We start from the raw sequence: 18,982 nt of genomic DNA on the forward strand, positions 1-18,982 counted from the left end.
AACTCCTGCTAAGCAACAACCACCGTAAACTCCACCCCTGACTCAAAATCCAGCGTCGTGGTCGAAAACCGCGGCTCCTCGTCGAGGTATTGCTTATACGGTCGAACGGCGTCCTCGGACGTGTACATGTTGTCAGCCAGGACGACCGATCCCGGCCGCAGCAAGTGCTCGATCTGCTTGAACAGCTTCAGATAGGCGTCGGCCCAGACATCGATAAACACCATGTCGACGGTCCCATCCAGCCCGGCAACCGTCTCGAATACATCACCCTCGCGCAAATCGACATAGGCGTCCAGGCCGGCTGTTTCGACGTGATCGCGCAAACGCGCGCACTTGAACGCATCGCATTCGGTCGCGATGACCACACCACGGCCCAGCGTGCGCAACGCGTCGGCGAAATACAGTGTCGACACGCCGCACGAACTGCCGAGTTCAAGGATTCTGGCCGGCCGTTGCGCGAGCACCATATTGCGCAAGAATCTTCCCGTTTCCGCCGACACGGCCAACGATAAAGCACTGCCTGCCGACAACTCGAAATCTTCGGTGAACAAACCGAACGTTTCGAGAAACCGCCCTCGCAACCTCGGGGCGAGTGCTTCGTATTCGTCGACGAGCGTCGGAAACGCCTCGTTCGGCCCTTGGAACTGCGCGCGTGCGCGGGCGATGATTTCGCGCTGGCTCTCTTCATGAAGCCGTTGCAAAAGAGCGTGGGTGGTAGAAACCAAGTGCATTCCTTGACGAGATTGATCACGTAGACGGCGTATCCAGCGACTGCTATCCGCCATCAGGCCTGCGGCGCTATCGCTCCATCATCAGCAAACACGGGCGACGCTATGCCCGTCGTGCAAGCGTAATCGCGCGTTCAGGGCACGCCGTCACGCAAAGCCCGCATGACCGGCAGGCTTGCGCATTCGGCGTGTACGCGACTTTCATTCCATGCACGCGCAGCTTGAAGCGATGTATCAGACCGAGGTCGAGATAATCGGCCTCGTCGATGCGCCGGACCTCGAACACGTTTTCAGGGCAAACGGTGACGCAATCCCCCTTCCCTTCACAACGTTTCAGATCGACGACGGGCGCAATCACGCCCGCCTTCTGCTTGCAGTCGGCCGCTGATTTCTCACGCATGTTCACTCCTCCGTGGCCCGCTTGCCGCGCGATCGCCATGCGGCCCGAAACTGCTCGCGTTCTTCAGGCGTCATGGCTTCCCACTTGCGCCAGTGTCGCCGGCCGTGCCACCCGCGATGTCCGCGGAATCCGCCGAACAGGATGCGGCTCAACACGAGCAGGCCCAGCGCATGGGCGAAGTCGATCGTCCGGGCACCGACGAATAACCCCGGAATCACCCAGTTCCACAGCATCATGACGACCCACCCGAGCACACCGATGGCGACCACCACGAGCAGCGCTTTGCCTGCACATCTGATTCGAAAATTCATCCGTCGACTCCTCTAGTTATCCAGTTCGTCATAAATGGGTTGCAGTCGAGCACGCAGATGCAGGACCGCGTAGCGTTTGCGCGCGAGCAGCGTGTTGAGCGTGACGCCGCTCTGCGCGGCCATCTCCTTGAACGACAGCCCTTCCAGTTCGTGCGCGATGAAAACCTCGCGCTGATTCGCCGGCAATTCGTCCAGCGCATCCTGCAACGCCTTGAGCAACAGCGTGCGAGCGTAGAGCGCTTCAGGGCCGGCATCGTGCGCCGGTAGCGCGAGATCCAGGCGATACTCGCTGTCCGCTTCGTCCTCGGCACCGAGCAGATCAATCAGTGGCTGCTCCTTCTTCTTGCGAAAACGATCGATGATGCGATTGCGCGCGGTACGGAACAGCCACGCGCTCGCCTGTTCGATCGGCGCAGGCAGTCGATAAGCCTGTACGAATTCGTGAAGCACATCCTGCAGAACGTCCTCGGCATCGTCCGGGTCGCGGATCCGGCGCCGAATGAAGTTCCCTAGCCTCGTTCGTTCACGCATCACTGTCGCAGTGATGTCGCGGTCTGAGTCGGTCATCGGTTGCGAAGTGGGTGGCGGTTCCATGCGTCTGAAGACGTTTCAGGCGCGCGAATATTGTGGCGAGTGTGAAAAATTTGCGGCTGTACGCATCGGCTTCACTGCGCTGCAGTCGTTTCAAGGAACAGGCCCGATATGGGATCAACCCGTCTCCGCACGAATCGTTTGACTCTCAGCACCAACCCGAAGTACACTTCGCGCCGCGGGGTGGAGCAGTCTGGCAGCTCGTCGGGCTCATAACCCGAAGGTCGTAGGTTCAAATCCTACCCCCGCAACCAAATGCCGAAGCCCGCTTTGCGAAAGCAAGCGGGCTTTTTGCTGTTCGGCGGTCCGAGGATGTTGCTTGCGTGTGCAGCACAACACACGAAGAGGTGTGCAATCGGGCGTTCACCACGACGTGCGACACGTAACCACACCTCGTCCATTCGCCGCAGACATGCAGCGAACATTGCGTAGAATTCCGAACCTTCTTCGGTTCAGCACACGGACTTCTCGAATGATTCGAACGATCGCGGCACTCGCTGCGCTTTCAACGATGACCGCCACGGCAAATGCCGCCGACACCGGCGCGGCCTCTGCGAAACAGCGCTACGTCAGCCCGGGCATCGCCAACGTCACTGCCTCGGCAGCCCCGCGCCCGGAAAGCACCTACTCCGACGCCCGCTGCCGGGAACTGGCCGCCGGCATCGACGCGGTCACGCACTCGCCCGACCGCGGCCAGAAGGTCGTGCGCGGGATGGGCCCGGACCGCAAGCCGCGCAACGAACTACGCGCCTACGACAAACGGGCCGACCTGGAAGCCGAGCACCAGCGCCTCGGCTGCCAATAACGAACAACGAACGCACCGCCACCCGGCCAACTCACGCCGGGCATCGGCGTTTACGCGTTCGCCCCGCCATCGATTGTCAACCCGGTCCCGTTGATCGACCGCCCTTCCGGCCCGACGACGAACGCCACGAGCGCCGCCACGTCGTCGGCCTTGCCGTACTGCTGAATCGCCATCCGCGAACGTTGCGCATCGGCATGCTCGCCATCGGCCGGGTTCATGTCGGTATCGGTCGACCCCGGATGCACGATGTTGACCGTGATGCCGCGCGCGCCGAGGTCGCGCGCGAGCCCTTGCGTCCAGCCGATCAACGCAGCCTTGCTCGCCGCATAGAGGCTCATCCCCGCATCGGGCACGCGCGTCGCGAGGCAACTGCCGGTCGACACGATGCGCCCGCCCTCCCCGAGGTGTCGCGCCGCCGCCTGCGACGCGACGATCACCGCACGCACGTTCACGTTCAGCGTCGCGTCGATATCGTCGAGCGTGAGGTCGTCCAGCGCGCCGGCCCGGAAAATCCCCGCGTTGTTGACGAGGATGTCGAGGCCGCCGAGCACTTCCGCGGCACGATCGACCGCGTTGCGCACGGCAGCCGGATCGGCGCTGTCGGCCTGGATCGCAACGGCTCTGCGACCCAGCGCCTCGATGCCGGCAACCACAGCCTGGGCCCGCTCGGCCGATTTTTCATACGTGATCGCGACGTCCGCGCCATCGGCCGCCAGCCGTTTCGCGATCGCCGCGCCGATGCCGCGGCTGCCGCCCGTGATGAGTGCACGCTTGCCCTGAAGTCGATTCATGTCGGTTCCTTTCCTCATTTATGTAACGACCAACACAGAATGTGACAAGTTGCGCCGCACAGTCAATTGATTTATTTTATCGATCGATACAGATATCGACGAAGGGACGAACGCAATGGCTGAACGAGGCCGACCGAGAAGCTTCGACAAGGAAGCGGCGCTGGATCGCGCGATGGAGGTGTTCTGGCGTCTCGGCTACGAAGGGGCGTCGATGACGGACCTGACGGCCGCGATGGGCATCGCGTCGCCGAGCCTGTATGCGGCCTTCGGCAGCAAGGAAGCGTTGTTCCGGCAAGCGCTCGAGCATTACCGCGCAACCGAGGGACAGGAAATCTGGGGGGGTGTCGAACGGGCGGCGAGCGCGTACGACGCCGTGCAGAACTACCTGATGGATACCGCGCGCGTGTTCACGCGGCGCTCGAAGCCGGCCGGCTGCCTGATCGTGCTGTCGGCGCTGCATCCGGCCGAACGGTCGGACATGGTCCGGCAAACGCTGATCGCGATGCGCGAGGGCACGGTCGACGCGTTGCGGGAACGCCTCGCGCAAGGCGTCGCGACTGGCGAAATATCCGCGCACGCGAATCTCGATGCGATCGCCCGCTACTACGTGACGGTTCAGCAGGGCATGTCGATCCAGGCGCGCGACGGCGCGAGCCGCCGCGATCTGGAGGCCATCGCGCAAGCCGCGCTGGCTGCCTGGCCGGCGCTCGTCGGTACGGGCAGCGCGGCCGGTGTGTAGCGGCAGGACGCCGCTGAAAGGAAAGGTTACTGCTTCGCAGCCTGCTGCACGTCCTTCGACGCATGCCACACGCGATAACGCACGTCGAAGCCGTCCGGTACATAGACGACGAGCGGCAGGCGGCTGTTGTAGCGCAGCAGTTGACCGTCGCCGCGCACCTGCACGAACCGTTGCTGCGGCGCCTGGCCCGGGCACGCCATCAGCGTCGATGCCGGCCCCTTCACGTCGGTGAGCCGGTAATACGTATAGCCCCAGCCCTTCACGTCCTCGGCGGTCAGCTCGCCGCCGAACCACTGCTGGTTGCAGTCGGTCTGCAGCGTCTTGCCGATCATCAGCTCGACGCGCGCATCGCCCTCGTTCTCGAGCGCGGGCAGCGCGATCACGACGCGCTGCTGGCCGGCCGCGGCCTGCGGGAACATCTTGATCGACTCGGCCGGCACGGCGGGCGCGGAGGCCGGCGCGGCCACGCAGGCGGCGGCCGTCGTCACGCAGAAGGCAGCCAGCGCGGCCCGGATCGCGAATGTCATCGATGTGCTCCTGAAAAACAAATGAGCCCCGGATGCTAACACTTTCGGCGCAAGACCTTACGAGGCTGTAATTTGGCGACACAATTGCAAACAGCCGGCAATCCGCGGGCGCGGTACTTATAGCGCAACCAACGGAGAACATCATGCTGAAGCTCATTGCTGCCGCCGGCGTCGCCACCCTGCTGGCCGGCTGCGTCGTCGCCCCGGACGCCGGATACGGCTACGGGCAGCCCTACTATTCCGATCCCGGCTACGCGTACGCCCCGTCTCCCGTGTACGGCACGGTCAACATCTGGGGCGGTGGCGGCGGACGCGACTGGGATCGCGGCCGGCGCGACTACCATCACTGGGACGGCGATCGCGGCAACCGCGGCAACGGCTGGTGGCGCGGCGGCGGACGCCGCGGCGACTGGAACGAAGGCGGCGGCGGCGGACACGGTCGCGGCGACGGCGGCGGCCATCGCCACTGACGCGCAATTGCAACCGTTTGTATCCGCGCACGGCCCGCCGATGCGCTGGCGGCGTATCGCTCCGCCCCACGAACGACCACACAAAAAGACAAAGGCCCTCGCATCGAGCGAGGGCCTTTCGTCGTTCGGCCCGGCGAAGCAAATGTCGACCGCTGCTGGCCGAGCGGCCCGGAATCCGCTCGCGCCACGCGTGCTTGAATTACCAGCCGGCCGGCCGCGCGTAACCGCCCTGCACCGGCGCCCCGCACACATACGCACGCTGGTAGCGGTCGTAGCAATAGTTCGGGCCGTCGTCCTGGTACTGCGCCTGCTGATAGGTCGGGTAGGCCGGCTGCTGGTACGCGGGCGCCTGGTAGTACGTCGGCGGCTGATAGGCCGGCGCCTGGTACACGGGTGCCTGGTACGCGACGGGCGGATTCATCGCCGACGTCACGATCGCGCCCAGCACCGCGCCGCCGATCAATGCGCCGATCACGGCGCCGCCGTCGCGGCCATGCGCGGACGCCGGGCCCGCGACCGCGAGCGAACCGGCAAGGACACACACTGCGGCAATCTTTTTCATGATGGACTCCCACGCGAAGTGGTACTGGATGGGATGCATTGTGGCGGTGCGCGGCCGTAATAGATGCAGCAAGTGGTAACGCGCGATTACCGGTATCGCTCGCGCCGAAACGCGTCGTCGCCGTGCTACGATTTTCGGCACACAGGAGACGCCTTCATGCAGCCCGAAACCGCCCGCCGTTTCGATACCGAATTCGCACCGCGCATCGCGCAGGCGATCGCCGCGTTCTTCGCGGAACACGTGCAGATCGACGTCGTCCCCTATGGCGGGCACGGACATCCGACGCGCGTCCAGATCCGCAGCGCGCCGCACGAGCACGTGAGCGGCTTCGTGCATCCGCTGAATCTCGAGCTGACGTGGGACACCGACGAGATCGAGCGGTTGATGGAACCGGACGGCCGGGAGCGCTTCGAGCACTATCTCGCCGCGCTGCCGAGAAAGCTCGGCGCATGGCAAAGCGCGCGCGACATCGATCTCGCGTCGCGTACGCAGGCCGAGCCGCTCGTGCGGCTCGGCGGTCTCGACTTCGAAGGCTGAATGCGCGCGCCAGCCGGCCACTGCGCGGCTTGGCGGCGCGCGATGCGGCCCGGTGATACACTCGACCGGCCCCGCGCCGGTGCAGCCGCGCCGGCCGGGCCGTTCATCGCCGCCACCCTTGTACATGGTTGCGCACGCAACCTGCAACCGGGCGCGCGGACAACCCTGCTATCGCTCCCGTCATGAACGCCGATACCGGCCTGCCGCTTCCGCAACGCTACTGGGCGATCGTCTGCGTCGCCCTGGGCATCACGCTCGCCGTGCTCGACGGCGCCATCGCCAACGTCGCCTTGCCGACCATCGCGCGCGATCTGCACGCGTCCGACGCCGCGTCGATCTGGATCGTCAACGCGTACCAGCTCGCGGTCACGATCACGCTGCTGCCGCTCGCGTCGCTCGGCGAACGCATCGGTTATCGCCGCATCTACATCGCCGGGCTCGCGCTGTTCACCGCGGCGTCGCTCGGCTGCGCGCTCGCCGGCTCGCTGCCGATGCTGGCCGTGATGCGCGTGATCCAGGGGTTCGGCGCGGCCGGCATCATGAGCGTCAACGCGGCGCTCGTGCGGATGATCTACCCGTCGTCGTTGCTCGGACGCGGGCTGTCGATCAACGCGATGGTGGTCGCGCTGTCGTCGGCGATCGGGCCGACGGTCGCGTCCGCGATCCTGTCGTTCGCGTCGTGGCCGTGGCTGTTCGCGGTCAACGTGCCGATCGGGATCGCGGCCGTGCTCGGCAGCCTGCGGGCGCTGCCGGCCAACCCGCTGCACGACGCGCCGTACGACTTCCCGAGCGCGCTGATGAACGCGTGCGTGTTCGGCCTCTTGATCACGGCCGTCGACGGGCTCGGTCACGGCGAAAGTCATGGGTACGTCGCGGCCGAACTGGCCGTCGCGTTCGTGGTCGGCTACTTCTTCGTGAAGCGTCAGTTGTCGCAGCCGGCGCCGCTCCTGCCCGTCGACCTGATGCGCATCCCGATGTTCGCGCTGTCGGTCTACACGTCGACCGCGTCGTTCACGTCGCAGATGCTCGCGTTCGTCGCGCTGCCGTTCTGGCTGCAGAATTCGCTCGGTTTCTCGCAAGTCGAGACGGGCCTTTACATGACGCCTTGGCCGCTCGTGATCGTGTTCGCCGCGCCGCTCGCGGGCGTGCTGTCGGACCGCTATTCGGCCGGGATTCTCGGCGGGATCGGGCTCGCGCTGTTCGCCGCCGGGCTGCTGTCGCTCGCGACGATCGGTGCGCACCCGGGCACAGTCGACATCGTGTGGCGGATGGCGCTGTGCGGCGCGGGCTTCGGGCTGTTCCAGTCGCCGAACAACCGCGCGATGCTGTCGTCGGCGCCGCGCGAGCGCAGCGGCGGCGCCGGCGGCATGTTGAGCACCGCGCGCCTGACGGGCCAGACGCTCGGCGCGGCGCTCGTCGCGCTGATTTTCGGGCTCGCGCCCGACCGCGGGCCGACGATCGCGCTCTATGTCGCCACGGTGTTCGCGGCGGTCGCCGCGCTCGTCAGCCTGCTGCGCATCGCGTCGCCGCGGCCGGACACGGCGGCCTGACACCCGCCGCCGTGCGCCGCACACGCGGCGGGCATCAGGCCGCGTCGAGCGTGTCCATCACGAAGCGCACGCGCGCCTTCACGCTCACGCGCGGCAACTCGATCAGCCGATAGCCGTACGACGTATAGCAATCGACCATCGCGTCATGGGTCCGCACCGCTTCCGCGAAATCCTGCCGGCGCTCGGTGTCCTGCGCATAGATGTCGGGCCACGGCGGCGCGATGAACACGCGCCGGTGATAGCGGAAGCGCCGGGCCGCGGCTTCCGCATGCGCGGGCACCGCCAATCCGGTCAGCTTCAGATAGCCGATCACGTCCGGCACGCCGCGGTCGAAGAACACCGGCCCGCGGGCCTGCCGCGCGAGATGGTAGGACCGCATCTCCCAGCCCAGCATCAGTTCGGCGAACGCAGCCGGGTCGCGCCACGGCAGCGCCGGACCGTCGATGGCCATCTGGTCGCGGATCACGCCGCGTCCCGCCTCCTGCGAACGTGCGTACCCGGCCCGTTCGAGCGCATCGAGCAACGTGCTCTTGCCCGAACCCGGGCCGCCCGTCACGACGAAGAAACGGCCGGCGGTATCGTCGGCCGCTTCGTCGTCGCCACCGGCGCCCGGCGCGGACTCACGCATGCGCGACGCGCCGGCCCGCACGCCGCGTGACCGACGCCGCCGCCGCGACGCTGCGCAGGTCGGCGACGAACGTATCGCGCCACACCGACAGGTCGTTCTCGCGCAGCCGCGCGAGATTCTGCTCGTGACGGGCCTGCCGCTCCGCGAGCGGCATCGACAGCGCGCGTTCCAGCGCCTCGGCCATCTGCGACAGGTCGTACGGATTGACGAGCAGCGCGCCGGTCAGCTCGGCCGCCGCGCCCGCGAACTCCGACAACACGAGCACACCCGGATCGGCCGGGTCCTGCGATGCGACGTATTCCTTCGCGACGAGGTTCATCCCATCGCGCAGCGGCGTCACGTAGCCGACCTGCGACATCCGGAAGAACGCCATCAGCAGGTTACGCTCGTACTTGCGGTTCAGGTACTGGATCGGCGTCCAGTCGAGCTGCGAGAAGCGGCCGTTGATGCGGCCGGCCTCGCCTTCGAGCGTTTCGCGGATCTGCTGATAGGTCTGCACGTCGGAACGCGTCGGCGGCGCGATCTGCAGCAGCGACACGCGCCCCTGCCAGCCCGGCGCATTCGCGAGCATCCGCTCGAACGACTGGAAGCGCTCGACGAGCCCCTTCGAGTAATCGAGGCGGTCGACGCTCATCACCAACTTGCGGTCGCCCAGCGCCTCGCGCAGCATCTTCACCGGCTTGCGCGTGCCGTACTGGACGGCCGCCTGCGCGATCGCGTCGGGATGCACGCCGATCGGATAGGCCGCGACCTTCACGACGCGGCCATGCGCGTGCAGCATCCCGTCCTCGCTCGCCGCGCCGATGCCGCGCCGCTCGATGTAGTCGGTGAACGCCTGTTTGTCGGCCTCGGTCTGGAAGCCCGCGACGTCGTACGCGCACATGAACTTCACGAGTTCCTCGTGCGGCGGCACGAGGCGCAGCACGTCGGGCGACGGAAACGGGATGTGCAGGAAGAAGCCGATCGGGTTCTTCACGCCGAGCTCGCGCAGGTAGTGCGCGAACGGCAGCAGATGATAGTCATGCACCCAGATCAGGTCGTCCGGACGCAGCAGCGCGGCGAGCTGCTTCGCGAGCATCGCGTTCACGCGCAGATAACCGGCGTACTCCTGCCGATCGAAGCGCGCGAGATCACCGCGGTAATGGAACACCGGCCACAGCGTCGCGTTCGAGAAGCCGCGGTAGTACTGGTCGTAGTCGCGCCGGGTCAACCCGACCGTCGCGTACGTCACGTTGCCGTCCCGCTGGATCGCGGGCTCGGCATCCGGCGCCCCGACGATCTCGCCGTTCCAGCCGAACCAGACGCCGCCCGTTTCCTTCAGCGCGTCCATCACGCCGACGGCCAGGCCGCCCGCGCTCGGGCGCGTGTCCTCGCCGGCGGCGACACGATTCGATACCACGATCAATCTGCTCATGCGACTTCCCCTCCTCGATTCGATTGGCTGGCGCGCGACGCACGCCAAAGCAGGCGCGGCGGCCCGAGGGCGGCCGCGCGGCGATTCAGTTCCGAGAATTGCAATGAAATACGGCGATGGAATGCGGCGACGACCGTATCAAGCGTCCTGTTCCTGACCGAGGTCGCGTTGATAGTCGAGCCCTTCCGGGCGAGCACCGCCCTGGTTGTGATCGCCGTCCGACGGCGTCTCGTCCGGCGCGCCCGCGGGCGGTGCCGATGGCGCGTCGGTCCGCGGACGCGGGCGGTCTTCCGGAGGGCCGGCCGCCGCGTCAGGCGGCCGGTGTGACAACCGTTTCGAACGGCGCATGGCTGGGTGTCTCATATGCGGCGCGGCTCGAGGCCGTCGTAGAAACATTCCATAACTAAACAGTCTAGGTCGCCCGATCGCATCCGAAGGTAACAATTACCTTCAATTTGTAACGTTTCGACCCCTCGCCAATCATCTATCCGACAATGACGCCGCCCGCGCGCACGCGGCCTGCCGCGCGGCGATTTGTCAAAGCTTTGCAGTTTTCCTATGACAATTGCGAAACAATGACGCGGCATCAGGGCGTGCATGCGTCGCCGCTCACCCAGACAGGACTTGCACTCAGGGATGAACATTCGTTTCGAATCGCCGCGCCGGGCCACGCCGGCGCGCATCGTGCTGGCCGTGATCGCCACGGCCGCACTGCTGTCCGGCTGCAATTCGCTGTACAGCGAAGGCGCGACAGCCGGCGCCGGTATCGCGGGCGCCGCGATCGCCTCCAAGGTCACCAACAACGCCGCCGTCGCGACGGGCATCGGCCTCGGCGCCGTCGCCGGCGCGCGGGCCGGCGTCCAGTACTCGCAACGCGTCGCGCACCGCTACACGCAGGAGCAGATCGCGAAGGCGGCCGGCCCGCTCGACGTCGGCGGCGTCGCGCCGTGGTCGACGCACCATTCGTTCCCGATCGAGGACGACGAGCAGGGCCGCGTGACGGTCAGCCGGATGATCAGTGTCGGTCCGCTCGACTGCAAGGAAATCGTGTTCGCGGTCGACACGCCGGCGAAGGCCGACAAGGCCGCGCAATCGGCGTTCTACGTCGCGACCCTCTGCCGCGACGGGGCCGTGTGGAAATGGGCATCGGCCGAACCGGCGACCGAACGCTGGGGCGCGCTGCAATGAGCGTGGCGATCCGTATCGCGGCGATCGGCGCGCTGTGCGCGGCGACGGCCGCGCTGTCGGGCTGCGGCTCGGTCGGCGCGGCGAGCGGCGCGCTGGCCGGCGCGGCGACGGGCCTCGTCACCGCGAACCCGGCGGTCGGTGTCGGCGTCGGGATTGCCGTCCAGGCCGCGACCGACGAAGCCGTCAACCGCACGATGAAGCAGCTCCATCAGAATCAGCAGGACGCGATCGCGAAGACGGCCGGCAGTCTTGCCGTCGGCGAAGTGAAGCCGTGGAAGGTGAAGAACACGCTGCCGCTCGAAAACGGCGAAGGCGAAGTGCGCGTCACGCGTGCGTACGCGTCGGCGCTCGCGCTGTGCAAGGAATTCGCGTTCTCGGTGAAGGACGGCGACAAGGCCGACTGGTACTTCGCGAATGCGTGCCAGCAAGGCACGCACTGGAAGTGGGCGTCCGCGGAACCGGCCGTCGACCGGTGGGGGAATTTGCAGTAACGGTGCGAGGCGCCGCGCGTCATGCGTGGCGCCCGTGGCGTTCTGCGAGGCGTGGTTGGTTATACCAAGCGCCTCGCCAGCATCAGGACTCGACGTCCTCGAGGCTGAAGATTTCGGTCTGGTCGTTGTACGAGAAGATCTCGCCGTACCGCCCCCAGTCGATCACCGCGTCGAGCGTTTCCTCGGCCGCGCCGTCCGACAGGAAATCCTCGAGCTCCTGCTCGAAGCGCACGCGCGGCGCGCGATGACCCGGACGCTCGTTCAGCACCTTCTTGATCCGCGCGGCGAGCGGCACGTGCTTCAGCAGGTGATCGGCGAACATCAGCTTGCGCTCCTGCGTGCCGAATTCCGCGAACACGCGCCCCGGCGGCGTCAGGAACACGTCGCCTTCGCGCACGTCCGCGAAGCCGAGGTACTGCAGCACTTCCGCGATCGGGAACAGGTCGTCGACCTCGAGGTGCAGCGTCCGCGCGATTTCCGGCATGTCCGCGCGGCCGTGGTACGGCGCCATCGCGAGCGTCTCGATCAGGCCGGCCATCAGGTTGGTCGACACCTGCGGCAGCCAGCTGCCGAGCTCGAGCCCCTTCTTCGTCGCCTCGCCGGTCTGGCGCGCGGTCATCTTCGCGTAGATGTCGTCGACGAGCTTGCGGAACGCCGGGTCGAGACGATTGCGCGGATGCTTGAACGGCACCTTGATCTCGGCGATCACGCGGCCCGGGTTCGACGACAGCACGAGAATCCGGTCGCACATGAACACCGCCTCCTCGATGTTGTGCGTGACGATCAGCACCGACTTGATCGGCATGCGGCCTTGCGTCCACAGGTCCAGCAAATCGGTACGCAGCGTTTCAGCCGTCAGCACGTCGAGTGCGGAGAACGGCTCGTCCATCAGCAGAATCGTCGGGTCGACGACGAGCGCACGCGCGAAACCGACGCGCTGGCGCATCCCGCCCGACAGTTCACGCGGGTACGCGTTCTCGAAACCGTCGAGACCGATCAGGTCGATCGCGGCCAGCGCACGCTCGCGCCGCTCGCGCGCGCCGACGCCGAGCGCTTCGAGCCCGGCTTCCACGTTCTGCAGCACGGTGAGCCACGGGAACAGCGCGAAGGTCTGGAATACCATCGCGACGCCTTCGGCCGGGCCGCGCAGCGGCTTGCCGAGGTAGGTCACTTCGCCGCCGGTCGGCTCGATCAGGCCGGCAATGATGCGCAACAGCGTCGATTTGCCCGAGCCGGAGCGGCCGAGCAGGCCGACGATCTCGCCTTCGCGCAGCGACAGGTTCGCGTCGTCGAGCACGAGCAGTTCGCCCTGCGTCTTGTTGAAGCCGCGGCAGACGTGATCGACGCGCAGGATTTCTTCACCGAGGCGCGGCGGCTGGGACGTCTGGACGGGGGCGTTTACAGCATTCGGATTGTGCATCGCGTTTCGCTCTCAATCGGTCTCAGTCGAGCCGCAGCTTCGCTTCGGCGAAGGCATACAGCGGGCGCCACAGCAGGCGGTTGAACAGGGTGACGAACAGGGACATCACGGCGATGCCCAGGATGATCTTCGGAAAATCGCCGGCGGCGGTGGTCTGCGCGATGTAGGCGCCGAGGCCGTGCGCCTCGATTCGGGTGCTGCCCCACTGCACGGCTTCCGACACGATGCTCGCGTTCCACGCGCCGCCCGATGCGGTGATCGCGCCCGTCACGTAGTACGGAAAGATGCCGGGCAGGATCGCCTGACGCCACCACTGCCAGCCGCGGATGCGGAAGTTGGTCGCCGCTTCGCGATAGTCGTTCGGGTAGGACGTCGCGCCGGCGATCACGTTGAACAGGATATACCACTGCGTGCCGAGCACGATCAGCGGCGACAGCCAGATGTCCGCGTTCAGGTGGAAGCGCGCGATCACGATCACGAACACCGGGAACAGCAGGTTCGCCGGGAACGCGGCGAGGAACTGCGCGAGCGGCTGCAGCTTCTCGGCCAGCTTCGGACGCAGCCCGACCCACACGCCGATCGGCACCCAGATCACCGACGCGATCGAGATCAGCACGACCACGCGCAGCAGCGTGATGAGCCCGAGCACGAGCACGTGGCCGACCTCGGCCATCGTCACGCCGGTCGCGACGAAGCTGACGACGCGCCACACGATATAGGCCGTGCCGATCAGCACGAGCCCGGCCCACGCGATGTCGACCGTGCGCGACGCCTTCTTCTCGACTTTCGGCAGCGTGAAACGCATCGCGCCCGACAGCGGCAGGCGCAGCGGAATCCGCGCGGCCTTCGCGAAGAACCAGCCGGCCGGCACGAGCAGTTGATGAATCAAGCGCGTGCGGCGCACGAGGTCGAGCAGCCACGATTGCGGCGCATCGCCCGACGCGGTGTTCTCCATCCGGAACTTGTCGGCCCACGCGATGAGCGGGCGGAACAGGAGCTGGTCATACGCGAGGATCACGACCGTCATCGTCAGGATCACCCAGCCGATCGCGCCGAAGTTCTTGTCGGAGATGGCCTGCGCGAGATACGCGCCGATGCCCGGCAGCGTGATCGTCTGGTTGCCGACGGTGATCGCCTCCGACGCGACGACGAAGAACCAGCCACCCGACATCGACATCATCATGTTCCAGATCAGGCCCGGCATCGAGAACGGCACTTCGAGCTTCCAGAAGCGCTGCCAGGACGTCAGGTGGAAGCCGCGCGACACTTCGTCCAGGTCGCGCGGCACCGTGCGCAGCGACTGGTAGAAGCTGAACGTCATGTTCCACGCCTGACTCGTGAAGATCGCGAAGATCGCGGCCAGCTCGGCGCCGAGCACGCGGCTCGGGAACAGCGCGAGGAAGAACGTGACCGTAAACGAGATGAAGCCGAGCACCGGCACCGACTGCAGGATGTCGAGGATCGGGATCAGCACCATGCCCGCGCGGCGGCTCTTGGCCGCGAGCGTGCCGTAGACGAGCGTGAACGCGAGCGACGCGACCATCGCGGCGAGCATCCGCAGCGTGGTGCGCAGCGCGTATTCGGGCAGGTTCGACGGATCGAGCGAGATCTTCTGCGTCTGCAGCACGCCGATCGGCGCCATCGTTTCGTGAAAGCCGACCACCGCCATCGCGATCAGGCAGATGATCAGCGGAAATGCGATGAAGTCCCACCGGTTCGGCAACACGCGCCACGCGGATGCGTTGGCGGTCCGGTTCGGATTGAAGAATCCGACGTTCATCAGGCGCCCTCCCCGGTAAGGCCGAACGAAGCCGGCAGTCGATGTTGATTCATGGCAAAGCGCACGGGCGCGGTAATTCGATTGACTGGCGATGTCGCGCACGCGCGGCGCGCCGTGCGCGCATGCGCTGCCGCGGCCGGGCGAGCCGGGCCGCGACGGCACGACACTACACCAACCTGTATTTCAGGTACAACCGTCCCGGGACGGCTGGGCAGCGCATGGATCGTGCCCGGCGCGTGGGCGGATGACGGGCGCGCGGTACGGAACGACCCGGCCGCGGTCGTGCGGCCGGCGCGCAGGCCCGAATTATGCCGTGATCCGGCCCGGCCGTGAACCCGCCCCGCGCACGCGGGCACAAACCGTGTCCGGCATCAGCAGCCGGATACGGCGAAGCAGGTATGATCGGGGCTAGCCCCCGGGTCCGTTTCGGCCGTGCCGCCGCAATGCGCACGTGCCGTCCGTATACCGGCCCCGGGGATCGACCGACGAGCGGGAGGAAGGGAATGGCAGGAAACTTGGTGATCGTCTGTCGCGATCAGGATGCCGACGCGTTCTATGAACTCATGCAGGAGTACGGGTCGTTCCAGACGCGGCTGTCGTCCACGGCGTGGTACCTGAACATGAACGTCGTGCCGGAATCGTTGCAGGAGGAAATCCTGGAGCGCCTCGGCCGGTATACGACGGTCTATATCTTCGAGGCCACCACGGTGACCTACAACACGATCGACAGCAACGCGGCGGAGACGCTCGGCACGCTGTTCGGCGAATGATGCCGCGCGGCGCTTGCCCGCCCGGGCAGGCGCCGCGGCCGCTCATGCGGCCTGCGCGTGGGGTTCGTCCTTCGGCACCGCGTCGAACGGGAACGTCATCGATACCCGCAGGCCGCCCTCGGGGCGATTGCCGATGTCGCACGCGCCCCCCAGCCTGAGCACGAGCCGCTCGACGATCGCGAGCCCGAGCCCGCTGTGGCCGTTCCCGCCGCGCGCGGGATCGAGCCGCACGAACGGCCGCGTGGCGGCCGCGAGGTCGCGCGGCGCGATGCCGCCGCCGCTGTCGCTGACCGACAGCACGTAGCCGGCCGGCGTGCGCGCCGTCTCGACGAATACGGGCGGCGCACCGTACGCATGCGCGTTGTCCAGCAGGTTCGACAGGATCCGGTCGAGCGTCGCCGTCGGCAGCCGGAAGCCGGGATCGGCCTCCAGCCGCGTCTGGACCGTCGGCGCATTCGGCGCGACCGCACGATAGCTGCGCGCGATCCGCTCGCACGCCTGGTCGACCGGCACCGGCTCGCTGCGGTCGGCCCCGCCGTGCGCAAACACCAGGAACTGGTCGACGATGTGCGACATCGAGTCGACGTCGCGCACGACGCCGTCGCGCAGCCGTGCGTCGTCCATCATTTCGGCCCGCAGGCGCATCCGGGCGAGCGGCGTGCGCAGGTCGTGCGCGACGCCGGCCAGCATCACCGCGCGATCGCTCTCGGCCTGCGACACCTGCTCCACCATCTGGTTGAAGCCGTGCGTGAGCTGGCGCAGCTCGCGCGGGCCGCGCTCGCGCAGCGGCGGCACCGGCTGCCCGCGGCCGAAACGCGCGACCGCGCGCGCGAGCGAGCGCAGCGGCTGCTGCAACTGCCAGGCCGCGAACAGCGCGGCGATCACGCCGGCCGAGAAGATCGTGCCGAGCCACAGCAGCATCCGGTCGAGCGAGCGCGGCGGCCGCAGCGGCTGCACGGGCACCACGATCCAGTTGCGGTCGGTCGGCTCCTTCACCCACAGCACCGGCGGATGGCCGGGCGTGCCGATCTCGACCTGCGTGCCGGGCGGCATGCGCTCGCTCACGTCGTCGCGGAACCGCTTCAGCGGCGGCGGCAGCCCCGAATCGCCGCTCTTCGGCACGTCGGCACTGTCGGGCGACACGAGCCGCACGCGCGACGGCAACGGCTGGTCGGGCGTACGCTCGATGTGCTGGCGCACCGCGTCGACGAGGAACGCGGCTTCCTCGACCGCATAACGCGTCTGCATCTGGTTGCGCTCGAGCCGCATCGCGAAGAACCACGCGAAGTGCGACAGGAGCAGGACACCGACGACGAGCAGCGCCAGCCGCCCGAACAGTGAATCAATGGGTTTGCGCATGGGCCTCGCCGTCGGGCACGAACACGTAGCCGCGCCCGCGGACCGTCTGGATGAAGCGCGGCGTCGACGGATCCGTTTCGAGGATGCGGCGCAGGCGCCACACCTGGACGTCGATGCCGCGGTCGGTGCCGTCGTACTCAGGCCCGTGCAGCAGCTCGAGCAGCCGCTCGCGCGTGAGCGTGCGCAGCGCGTGGTTCACGAAGATCTTCAGCAGCGCGAATTCGCTGCTCGACAGCGTGGCCGGCTTGCCGTCGACCGACAGCGTGCGCGCCTGGAAGTCGAGCAGGAAGCGGCCGAACGCGAACGGCTCGCGCTGCTCGGGCGCGGCCGCCGACGGCGTTGCGCGGCGGCGGCGCAGCACGGCCTGCACGCGCGCGAGCAGCTCGCGCGGATTGAACGGCTTGCCGAGGTAGTCGTCCGCGCCGAGCTCGAGCCCGACGATGCGGTCGACGTCGTCCGCCCGCGCGGTCAGCATGATCACGGGGATGTCGTCGCCGGCCGCGCGCAACTGGCGCAGCGCGGTCAGGCCGTCCACGCCCGGCATCATCAGGTCCAGCACGATCAGGTCGGGCCGCTCGCGCTCGAGGCGCTTCTCGAGCGTCGCCGCGTCGTGCAGCACGGACACTTCCATCCCCTGGCGCACGAGATAGTCGCGCAGCAGGTCTCGGAGTTCTTGGTCGTCGTCGACGATGAGGATCTGGGTAGTCATGGCTCGAAGTTTACCGCGCGAGGGCGGAGTCGAAGAACGAAACAAAGGGGCGAAAGGGTTACTGCGGGTTACCGCGCAAGGGAACTGTAATGCGCGGTAACCGGGCCGCCACCCCGCGTAACACCCGCCGGGGCCTGCATCGCTAACCTGCGTCTTACCGGATGCGGTACCCGACTTTCCCGGCACCGCATCGCCGGACCCTTTGGATACAAGGAGTTTCTGAAATGTATAAGAAGACTTCCCGCGTGGCCATCGCGGCCGCCGCCGTGCTCGCTCTCGCATTCGGCACCGCGCATGCCGCGCAACCCGCCGACGTGCCGCCGCCGGGCGGCCCCGGCATGCACCAGATGCACGGCGGGCACGAAGGCGGCCCGTTCGGCGCGATCATGAAACTGCACGACCAGCTGAAGCTCAACGCGTCGCAGGAACAGCAATGGCAGGCAGCCGTCAACACGATGAAGCAGAACCGTGACGCGATGCGCAAGAGCCACGAGCAGATGCGCGAGCAGTTCAAGGCGCAGCAGAACCAGCCGATCCTCGACCTGAGCGCGATGCACTCGGCACGCCAGCAGGCGGAGGCGCAGAACGCGCAACTGCGCGAGCAGACGTCCGCCGCGTGGCTCACGTTCTACAACGGGCTGAACGACCAGCAGAAGACGATGGTCAGCACGGCGCTCAAGCAGCAGTTCGCGAAGATGGAGCAGCGCCACGAGAAGATGAAGGAGCGCTGGGAGCAGCATCGCGCGGCCGCGAAGGGTGCGTCGGCGCCAGCGCAGTAAGCCGGCGGGCCGCTCCCGCAGCGGCATCGAAGGGGACGCAGGCACCAGCCTGCGTCCCCTTTTCGTTTCAGGCGACGTCGAACAGCAGCACCTCGGCCGTGCGGCCACGCGCGAACGCCACCGCGTCCACACCGCCGATCCGCGCGCCGTCGCCGGCCGCCAGCGTGCGGCCGTTGACCTCGACCTCGCCGCGCACGACGTGCACGTAGATGCTGCGCCCGGCCGGCACGTCGAACGTCGCCGTCTCGTCGCCGTCGATCAGCCCCGCGAAGATGCGGGCGTCGGCCCGCACCGACAGCGCGCCGTCGCCGCCGTCGGGCGCCGCGACGAGCCTCAGCCGGCCGCGCTTCTCGTCATCGGCGAAACGCCGTGCCTCGTAGCCGGACCGCCCGCCCCGTTCGGCCGGCTGCAGCCAGATCTGCAGCAGATGCAG

Annotated in this window: 23 protein-coding genes, 1 tRNA gene and 1 pseudogene; 10 read left to right on the plus strand and 15 right to left on the minus strand. The window is 67.3% G+C overall.

Features of this window, described 5'->3' with window-relative positions:
* Window positions 1-8 precede the first annotated feature (8 nt).
* From H3O04_RS10560 to H3O04_RS10575, 4 genes are all read right to left on the minus strand, one after another.
* Window positions 9-731: an O-methyltransferase gene (locus H3O04_RS10560; protein WP_413814668.1), complete on the minus strand. Its 723-nt coding sequence runs from the start codon at window positions 729-731 to the stop codon at window positions 9-11.
* Between the two features lie 100 nt (window positions 732-831).
* A complete protein-coding gene (locus H3O04_RS10565; protein ID WP_125381023.1) occupies window positions 832-1,128 on the minus strand; it encodes a 4Fe-4S dicluster domain-containing protein in 297 nt (98 codons plus the stop codon).
* 2 nt (window positions 1,129-1,130) lie between these two features.
* A complete protein-coding gene (locus H3O04_RS10570) occupies window positions 1,131-1,439 on the minus strand; it encodes a hypothetical protein (RefSeq protein WP_011545912.1) in 309 nt (102 codons plus the stop codon).
* Window positions 1,440-1,451: 12 nt separating this feature from the next.
* A complete protein-coding gene (locus H3O04_RS10575; RefSeq protein WP_124622157.1) occupies window positions 1,452-2,033 on the minus strand; it encodes an RNA polymerase sigma factor in 582 nt (193 codons plus the stop codon).
* Window positions 2,034-2,207: 174 nt separating this feature from the next.
* On the opposite strand from H3O04_RS10575, the gene H3O04_RS10580 reads away from it, so the two are divergent.
* Together H3O04_RS10580 and H3O04_RS10585 are read left to right on the plus strand one after the other, a co-directional pair.
* Window positions 2,208-2,284, plus strand: a tRNA-Met gene (locus H3O04_RS10580).
* A gap of 218 nt (window positions 2,285-2,502) precedes the next feature.
* Entirely contained in the window at window positions 2,503-2,835 is a 333-nt protein-coding gene (locus tag H3O04_RS10585) for a hypothetical protein (RefSeq protein WP_202587645.1), read from the plus strand.
* 50 nt (window positions 2,836-2,885) lie between these two features.
* On the opposite strand, the gene H3O04_RS10590 is transcribed toward H3O04_RS10585, so the two are convergent.
* Complete coding sequence (locus H3O04_RS10590) at window positions 2,886-3,626, minus strand: SDR family NAD(P)-dependent oxidoreductase (protein ID WP_202587646.1); 741 nt, start codon at window positions 3,624-3,626, stop codon at window positions 2,886-2,888.
* A gap of 115 nt (window positions 3,627-3,741) precedes the next feature.
* On the opposite strand from H3O04_RS10590, the gene H3O04_RS10595 reads away from it, so the two are divergent.
* Window positions 3,742-4,365, plus strand: a complete 624-nt coding sequence (locus H3O04_RS10595; RefSeq protein ID WP_202587647.1) for a TetR/AcrR family transcriptional regulator — start codon at window positions 3,742-3,744, stop codon at window positions 4,363-4,365.
* A gap of 26 nt (window positions 4,366-4,391) precedes the next feature.
* On the opposite strand, the gene eco is transcribed toward H3O04_RS10595, so the two are convergent.
* Complete coding sequence (eco, locus tag H3O04_RS10600; RefSeq protein WP_023476772.1) at window positions 4,392-4,892, minus strand: serine protease inhibitor ecotin; 501 nt, start codon at window positions 4,890-4,892, stop codon at window positions 4,392-4,394.
* A 143-nt stretch (window positions 4,893-5,035) separates the two neighbouring features.
* On the opposite strand from eco, the gene H3O04_RS10605 reads away from it, so the two are divergent.
* Window positions 5,036-5,362 (plus strand): hypothetical protein, encoded by a 327-nt coding sequence (locus tag H3O04_RS10605; RefSeq protein ID WP_006478153.1) that lies wholly within the window; start codon window positions 5,036-5,038, stop codon window positions 5,360-5,362.
* Between the two features lie 199 nt (window positions 5,363-5,561).
* Here the strand turns inward: H3O04_RS10605 and H3O04_RS10610 are convergent, their stop codons facing one another.
* Window positions 5,562-5,924 (minus strand): hypothetical protein, encoded by a 363-nt coding sequence (locus H3O04_RS10610; protein ID WP_012328977.1) that lies wholly within the window; start codon window positions 5,922-5,924, stop codon window positions 5,562-5,564.
* Window positions 5,925-6,080: 156 nt separating this feature from the next.
* Between H3O04_RS10610 and H3O04_RS10615 the strand changes: the two genes are divergently transcribed.
* Window positions 6,081-6,461, plus strand: a complete 381-nt coding sequence (locus H3O04_RS10615) for a DUF5594 family protein (RefSeq protein WP_124478504.1) — start codon at window positions 6,081-6,083, stop codon at window positions 6,459-6,461.
* A gap of 182 nt (window positions 6,462-6,643) precedes the next feature.
* Window positions 6,644-8,011, plus strand: a complete 1,368-nt coding sequence (locus tag H3O04_RS10620) for an MFS transporter (RefSeq protein WP_202587648.1) — start codon at window positions 6,644-6,646, stop codon at window positions 8,009-8,011.
* A 34-nt stretch (window positions 8,012-8,045) separates the two neighbouring features.
* Here H3O04_RS10620 and H3O04_RS10625 read toward each other — a convergent pair whose 3' ends face one another.
* The 3 genes from H3O04_RS10625 to H3O04_RS36075 all read right to left on the minus strand — a co-directional run bounded on the left by H3O04_RS10625 (window position 8,046) and on the right by H3O04_RS36075 (window position 10,401).
* Window positions 8,046-8,639, minus strand: a complete 594-nt coding sequence (locus H3O04_RS10625; RefSeq protein WP_202587649.1) for an AAA family ATPase — start codon at window positions 8,637-8,639, stop codon at window positions 8,046-8,048.
* Window positions 8,632-10,053, minus strand: coding sequence for an alpha,alpha-trehalose-phosphate synthase (UDP-forming) (gene otsA / locus H3O04_RS10630; protein ID WP_006478148.1), 1,422 nt, complete (start codon window positions 10,051-10,053; stop codon window positions 8,632-8,634). Before otsA ends, H3O04_RS10625 begins: the two co-directional genes overlap by 8 nt.
* A gap of 138 nt (window positions 10,054-10,191) precedes the next feature.
* Window positions 10,192-10,401 (minus strand): hypothetical protein, encoded by a 210-nt coding sequence (locus H3O04_RS36075; RefSeq protein WP_080289854.1) that lies wholly within the window; start codon window positions 10,399-10,401, stop codon window positions 10,192-10,194.
* A 288-nt stretch (window positions 10,402-10,689) separates the two neighbouring features.
* On the opposite strand from H3O04_RS36075, the gene H3O04_RS10635 reads away from it, so the two are divergent.
* Both H3O04_RS10635 and H3O04_RS10640 read left to right on the plus strand, forming a co-directional pair.
* A complete protein-coding gene (locus H3O04_RS10635) occupies window positions 10,690-11,241 on the plus strand; it encodes a hypothetical protein (protein WP_023476777.1) in 552 nt (183 codons plus the stop codon).
* Window positions 11,238-11,732, plus strand: coding sequence for a hypothetical protein (locus H3O04_RS10640; protein ID WP_011545923.1), 495 nt, complete (start codon window positions 11,238-11,240; stop codon window positions 11,730-11,732). Before H3O04_RS10635 ends, H3O04_RS10640 begins: the two co-directional genes overlap by 4 nt.
* Window positions 11,733-11,814: 82 nt before the next feature.
* Here the strand turns inward: H3O04_RS10640 and H3O04_RS10645 are convergent, their stop codons facing one another.
* Together H3O04_RS10645 and H3O04_RS10650 are read right to left on the minus strand one after the other, a co-directional pair.
* Complete coding sequence (locus H3O04_RS10645) at window positions 11,815-13,152, minus strand: ABC transporter ATP-binding protein (protein ID WP_006755837.1); 1,338 nt, start codon at window positions 13,150-13,152, stop codon at window positions 11,815-11,817.
* 22 nt (window positions 13,153-13,174) lie between these two features.
* Window positions 13,175-14,932: an ABC transporter permease gene (locus H3O04_RS10650; protein ID WP_011545925.1), complete on the minus strand. Its 1,758-nt coding sequence runs from the start codon at window positions 14,930-14,932 to the stop codon at window positions 13,175-13,177.
* Window positions 14,933-15,435: 503 nt separating this feature from the next.
* On the opposite strand from H3O04_RS10650, the gene H3O04_RS10655 reads away from it, so the two are divergent.
* A complete protein-coding gene (locus H3O04_RS10655) occupies window positions 15,436-15,702 on the plus strand; it encodes a double-stranded DNA-specific endonuclease (protein WP_011545926.1) in 267 nt (88 codons plus the stop codon).
* A gap of 42 nt (window positions 15,703-15,744) precedes the next feature.
* Here the strand turns inward: H3O04_RS10655 and H3O04_RS10660 are convergent, their stop codons facing one another.
* Complete coding sequence (locus H3O04_RS10660) at window positions 15,745-17,061, minus strand: ATP-binding protein (protein ID WP_011694353.1); 1,317 nt, start codon at window positions 17,059-17,061, stop codon at window positions 15,745-15,747.
* Entirely contained in the window at window positions 17,045-17,770 is a 726-nt protein-coding gene (locus tag H3O04_RS10665) for a response regulator (protein ID WP_006493394.1), read from the minus strand. The genes H3O04_RS10660 and H3O04_RS10665 overlap by 17 nt, the downstream gene beginning before the upstream one ends.
* Window positions 17,771-17,994: 224 nt before the next feature.
* Here H3O04_RS10665 and H3O04_RS10670 point away from each other — a divergent pair, with 224 nt between their 5' ends.
* Entirely contained in the window at window positions 17,995-18,549 is a 555-nt protein-coding gene (locus H3O04_RS10670) for a periplasmic heavy metal sensor (RefSeq protein WP_202587650.1), read from the plus strand.
* Window positions 18,550-18,616: 67 nt separating this feature from the next.
* Here H3O04_RS10670 and H3O04_RS10675 read toward each other — a convergent pair.
* Window positions 18,617-18,982 (minus strand): annotated as a pseudogene (locus H3O04_RS10675) (pirin family protein); the annotation flags it as partial.

This window comes from Burkholderia sp. KCJ3K979 (genome assembly GCF_016759955.1).
GTDB lineage: Bacteria > Pseudomonadota > Gammaproteobacteria > Burkholderiales > Burkholderiaceae > Burkholderia > Burkholderia orbicola.

Excerpts from the sequence above, each read along its gene's own strand:
- H3O04_RS10595 (WP_202587647.1), top strand. The coding sequence starts at position 3,742 with ATGGCTGAACGAGGCCGACCGAGAAGCTTCGACAAGGAAGCGGCGCTG.
- H3O04_RS10570 (WP_011545912.1), bottom strand. The coding sequence starts at position 1,439 with ATGAATTTTCGAATCAGATGTGCAGGCAAAGCGCTGCTCGTGGTGGTC.
- H3O04_RS10585 (WP_202587645.1), top strand. The coding sequence starts at position 2,503 with ATGATTCGAACGATCGCGGCACTCGCTGCGCTTTCAACGATGACCGCC.
- H3O04_RS10590 (WP_202587646.1), bottom strand. The coding sequence starts at position 3,626 with ATGAATCGACTTCAGGGCAAGCGTGCACTCATCACGGGCGGCAGCCGC.
- H3O04_RS10640 (WP_011545923.1), top strand. The coding sequence starts at position 11,238 with ATGAGCGTGGCGATCCGTATCGCGGCGATCGGCGCGCTGTGCGCGGCG.
- H3O04_RS10605 (WP_006478153.1), top strand. The coding sequence starts at position 5,036 with ATGCTGAAGCTCATTGCTGCCGCCGGCGTCGCCACCCTGCTGGCCGGC.
- H3O04_RS10635 (WP_023476777.1), top strand. The coding sequence starts at position 10,690 with ATGAACATTCGTTTCGAATCGCCGCGCCGGGCCACGCCGGCGCGCATC.
- H3O04_RS10670 (WP_202587650.1), top strand. The coding sequence starts at position 17,995 with ATGTATAAGAAGACTTCCCGCGTGGCCATCGCGGCCGCCGCCGTGCTC.
- H3O04_RS10560 (WP_413814668.1), bottom strand. The coding sequence starts at position 731 with ATGCACTTGGTTTCTACCACCCACGCTCTTTTGCAACGGCTTCATGAA.
- H3O04_RS10610 (WP_012328977.1), bottom strand. The coding sequence starts at position 5,924 with ATGAAAAAGATTGCCGCAGTGTGTGTCCTTGCCGGTTCGCTCGCGGTC.
- H3O04_RS10565 (WP_125381023.1), bottom strand. The coding sequence starts at position 1,128 with ATGCGTGAGAAATCAGCGGCCGACTGCAAGCAGAAGGCGGGCGTGATT.
- H3O04_RS10650 (WP_011545925.1), bottom strand. The coding sequence starts at position 14,932 with ATGAACGTCGGATTCTTCAATCCGAACCGGACCGCCAACGCATCCGCG.
- H3O04_RS10660 (WP_011694353.1), bottom strand. The coding sequence starts at position 17,061 with ATGCGCAAACCCATTGATTCACTGTTCGGGCGGCTGGCGCTGCTCGTC.
- H3O04_RS10645 (WP_006755837.1), bottom strand. The coding sequence starts at position 13,152 with ATGCACAATCCGAATGCTGTAAACGCCCCCGTCCAGACGTCCCAGCCG.
- H3O04_RS10655 (WP_011545926.1), top strand. The coding sequence starts at position 15,436 with ATGGCAGGAAACTTGGTGATCGTCTGTCGCGATCAGGATGCCGACGCG.
- H3O04_RS10665 (WP_006493394.1), bottom strand. The coding sequence starts at position 17,770 with ATGACTACCCAGATCCTCATCGTCGACGACGACCAAGAACTCCGAGAC.
- H3O04_RS36075 (WP_080289854.1), bottom strand. The coding sequence starts at position 10,401 with ATGCGCCGTTCGAAACGGTTGTCACACCGGCCGCCTGACGCGGCGGCC.
- H3O04_RS10620 (WP_202587648.1), top strand. The coding sequence starts at position 6,644 with ATGAACGCCGATACCGGCCTGCCGCTTCCGCAACGCTACTGGGCGATC.
- H3O04_RS10615 (WP_124478504.1), top strand. The coding sequence starts at position 6,081 with ATGCAGCCCGAAACCGCCCGCCGTTTCGATACCGAATTCGCACCGCGC.
- H3O04_RS10575 (WP_124622157.1), bottom strand. The coding sequence starts at position 2,033 with ATGGAACCGCCACCCACTTCGCAACCGATGACCGACTCAGACCGCGAC.
- eco (WP_023476772.1), bottom strand. The coding sequence starts at position 4,892 with ATGACATTCGCGATCCGGGCCGCGCTGGCTGCCTTCTGCGTGACGACG.
- otsA (WP_006478148.1), bottom strand. The coding sequence starts at position 10,053 with ATGAGCAGATTGATCGTGGTATCGAATCGTGTCGCCGCCGGCGAGGAC.
- H3O04_RS10625 (WP_202587649.1), bottom strand. The coding sequence starts at position 8,639 with ATGCGTGAGTCCGCGCCGGGCGCCGGTGGCGACGACGAAGCGGCCGAC.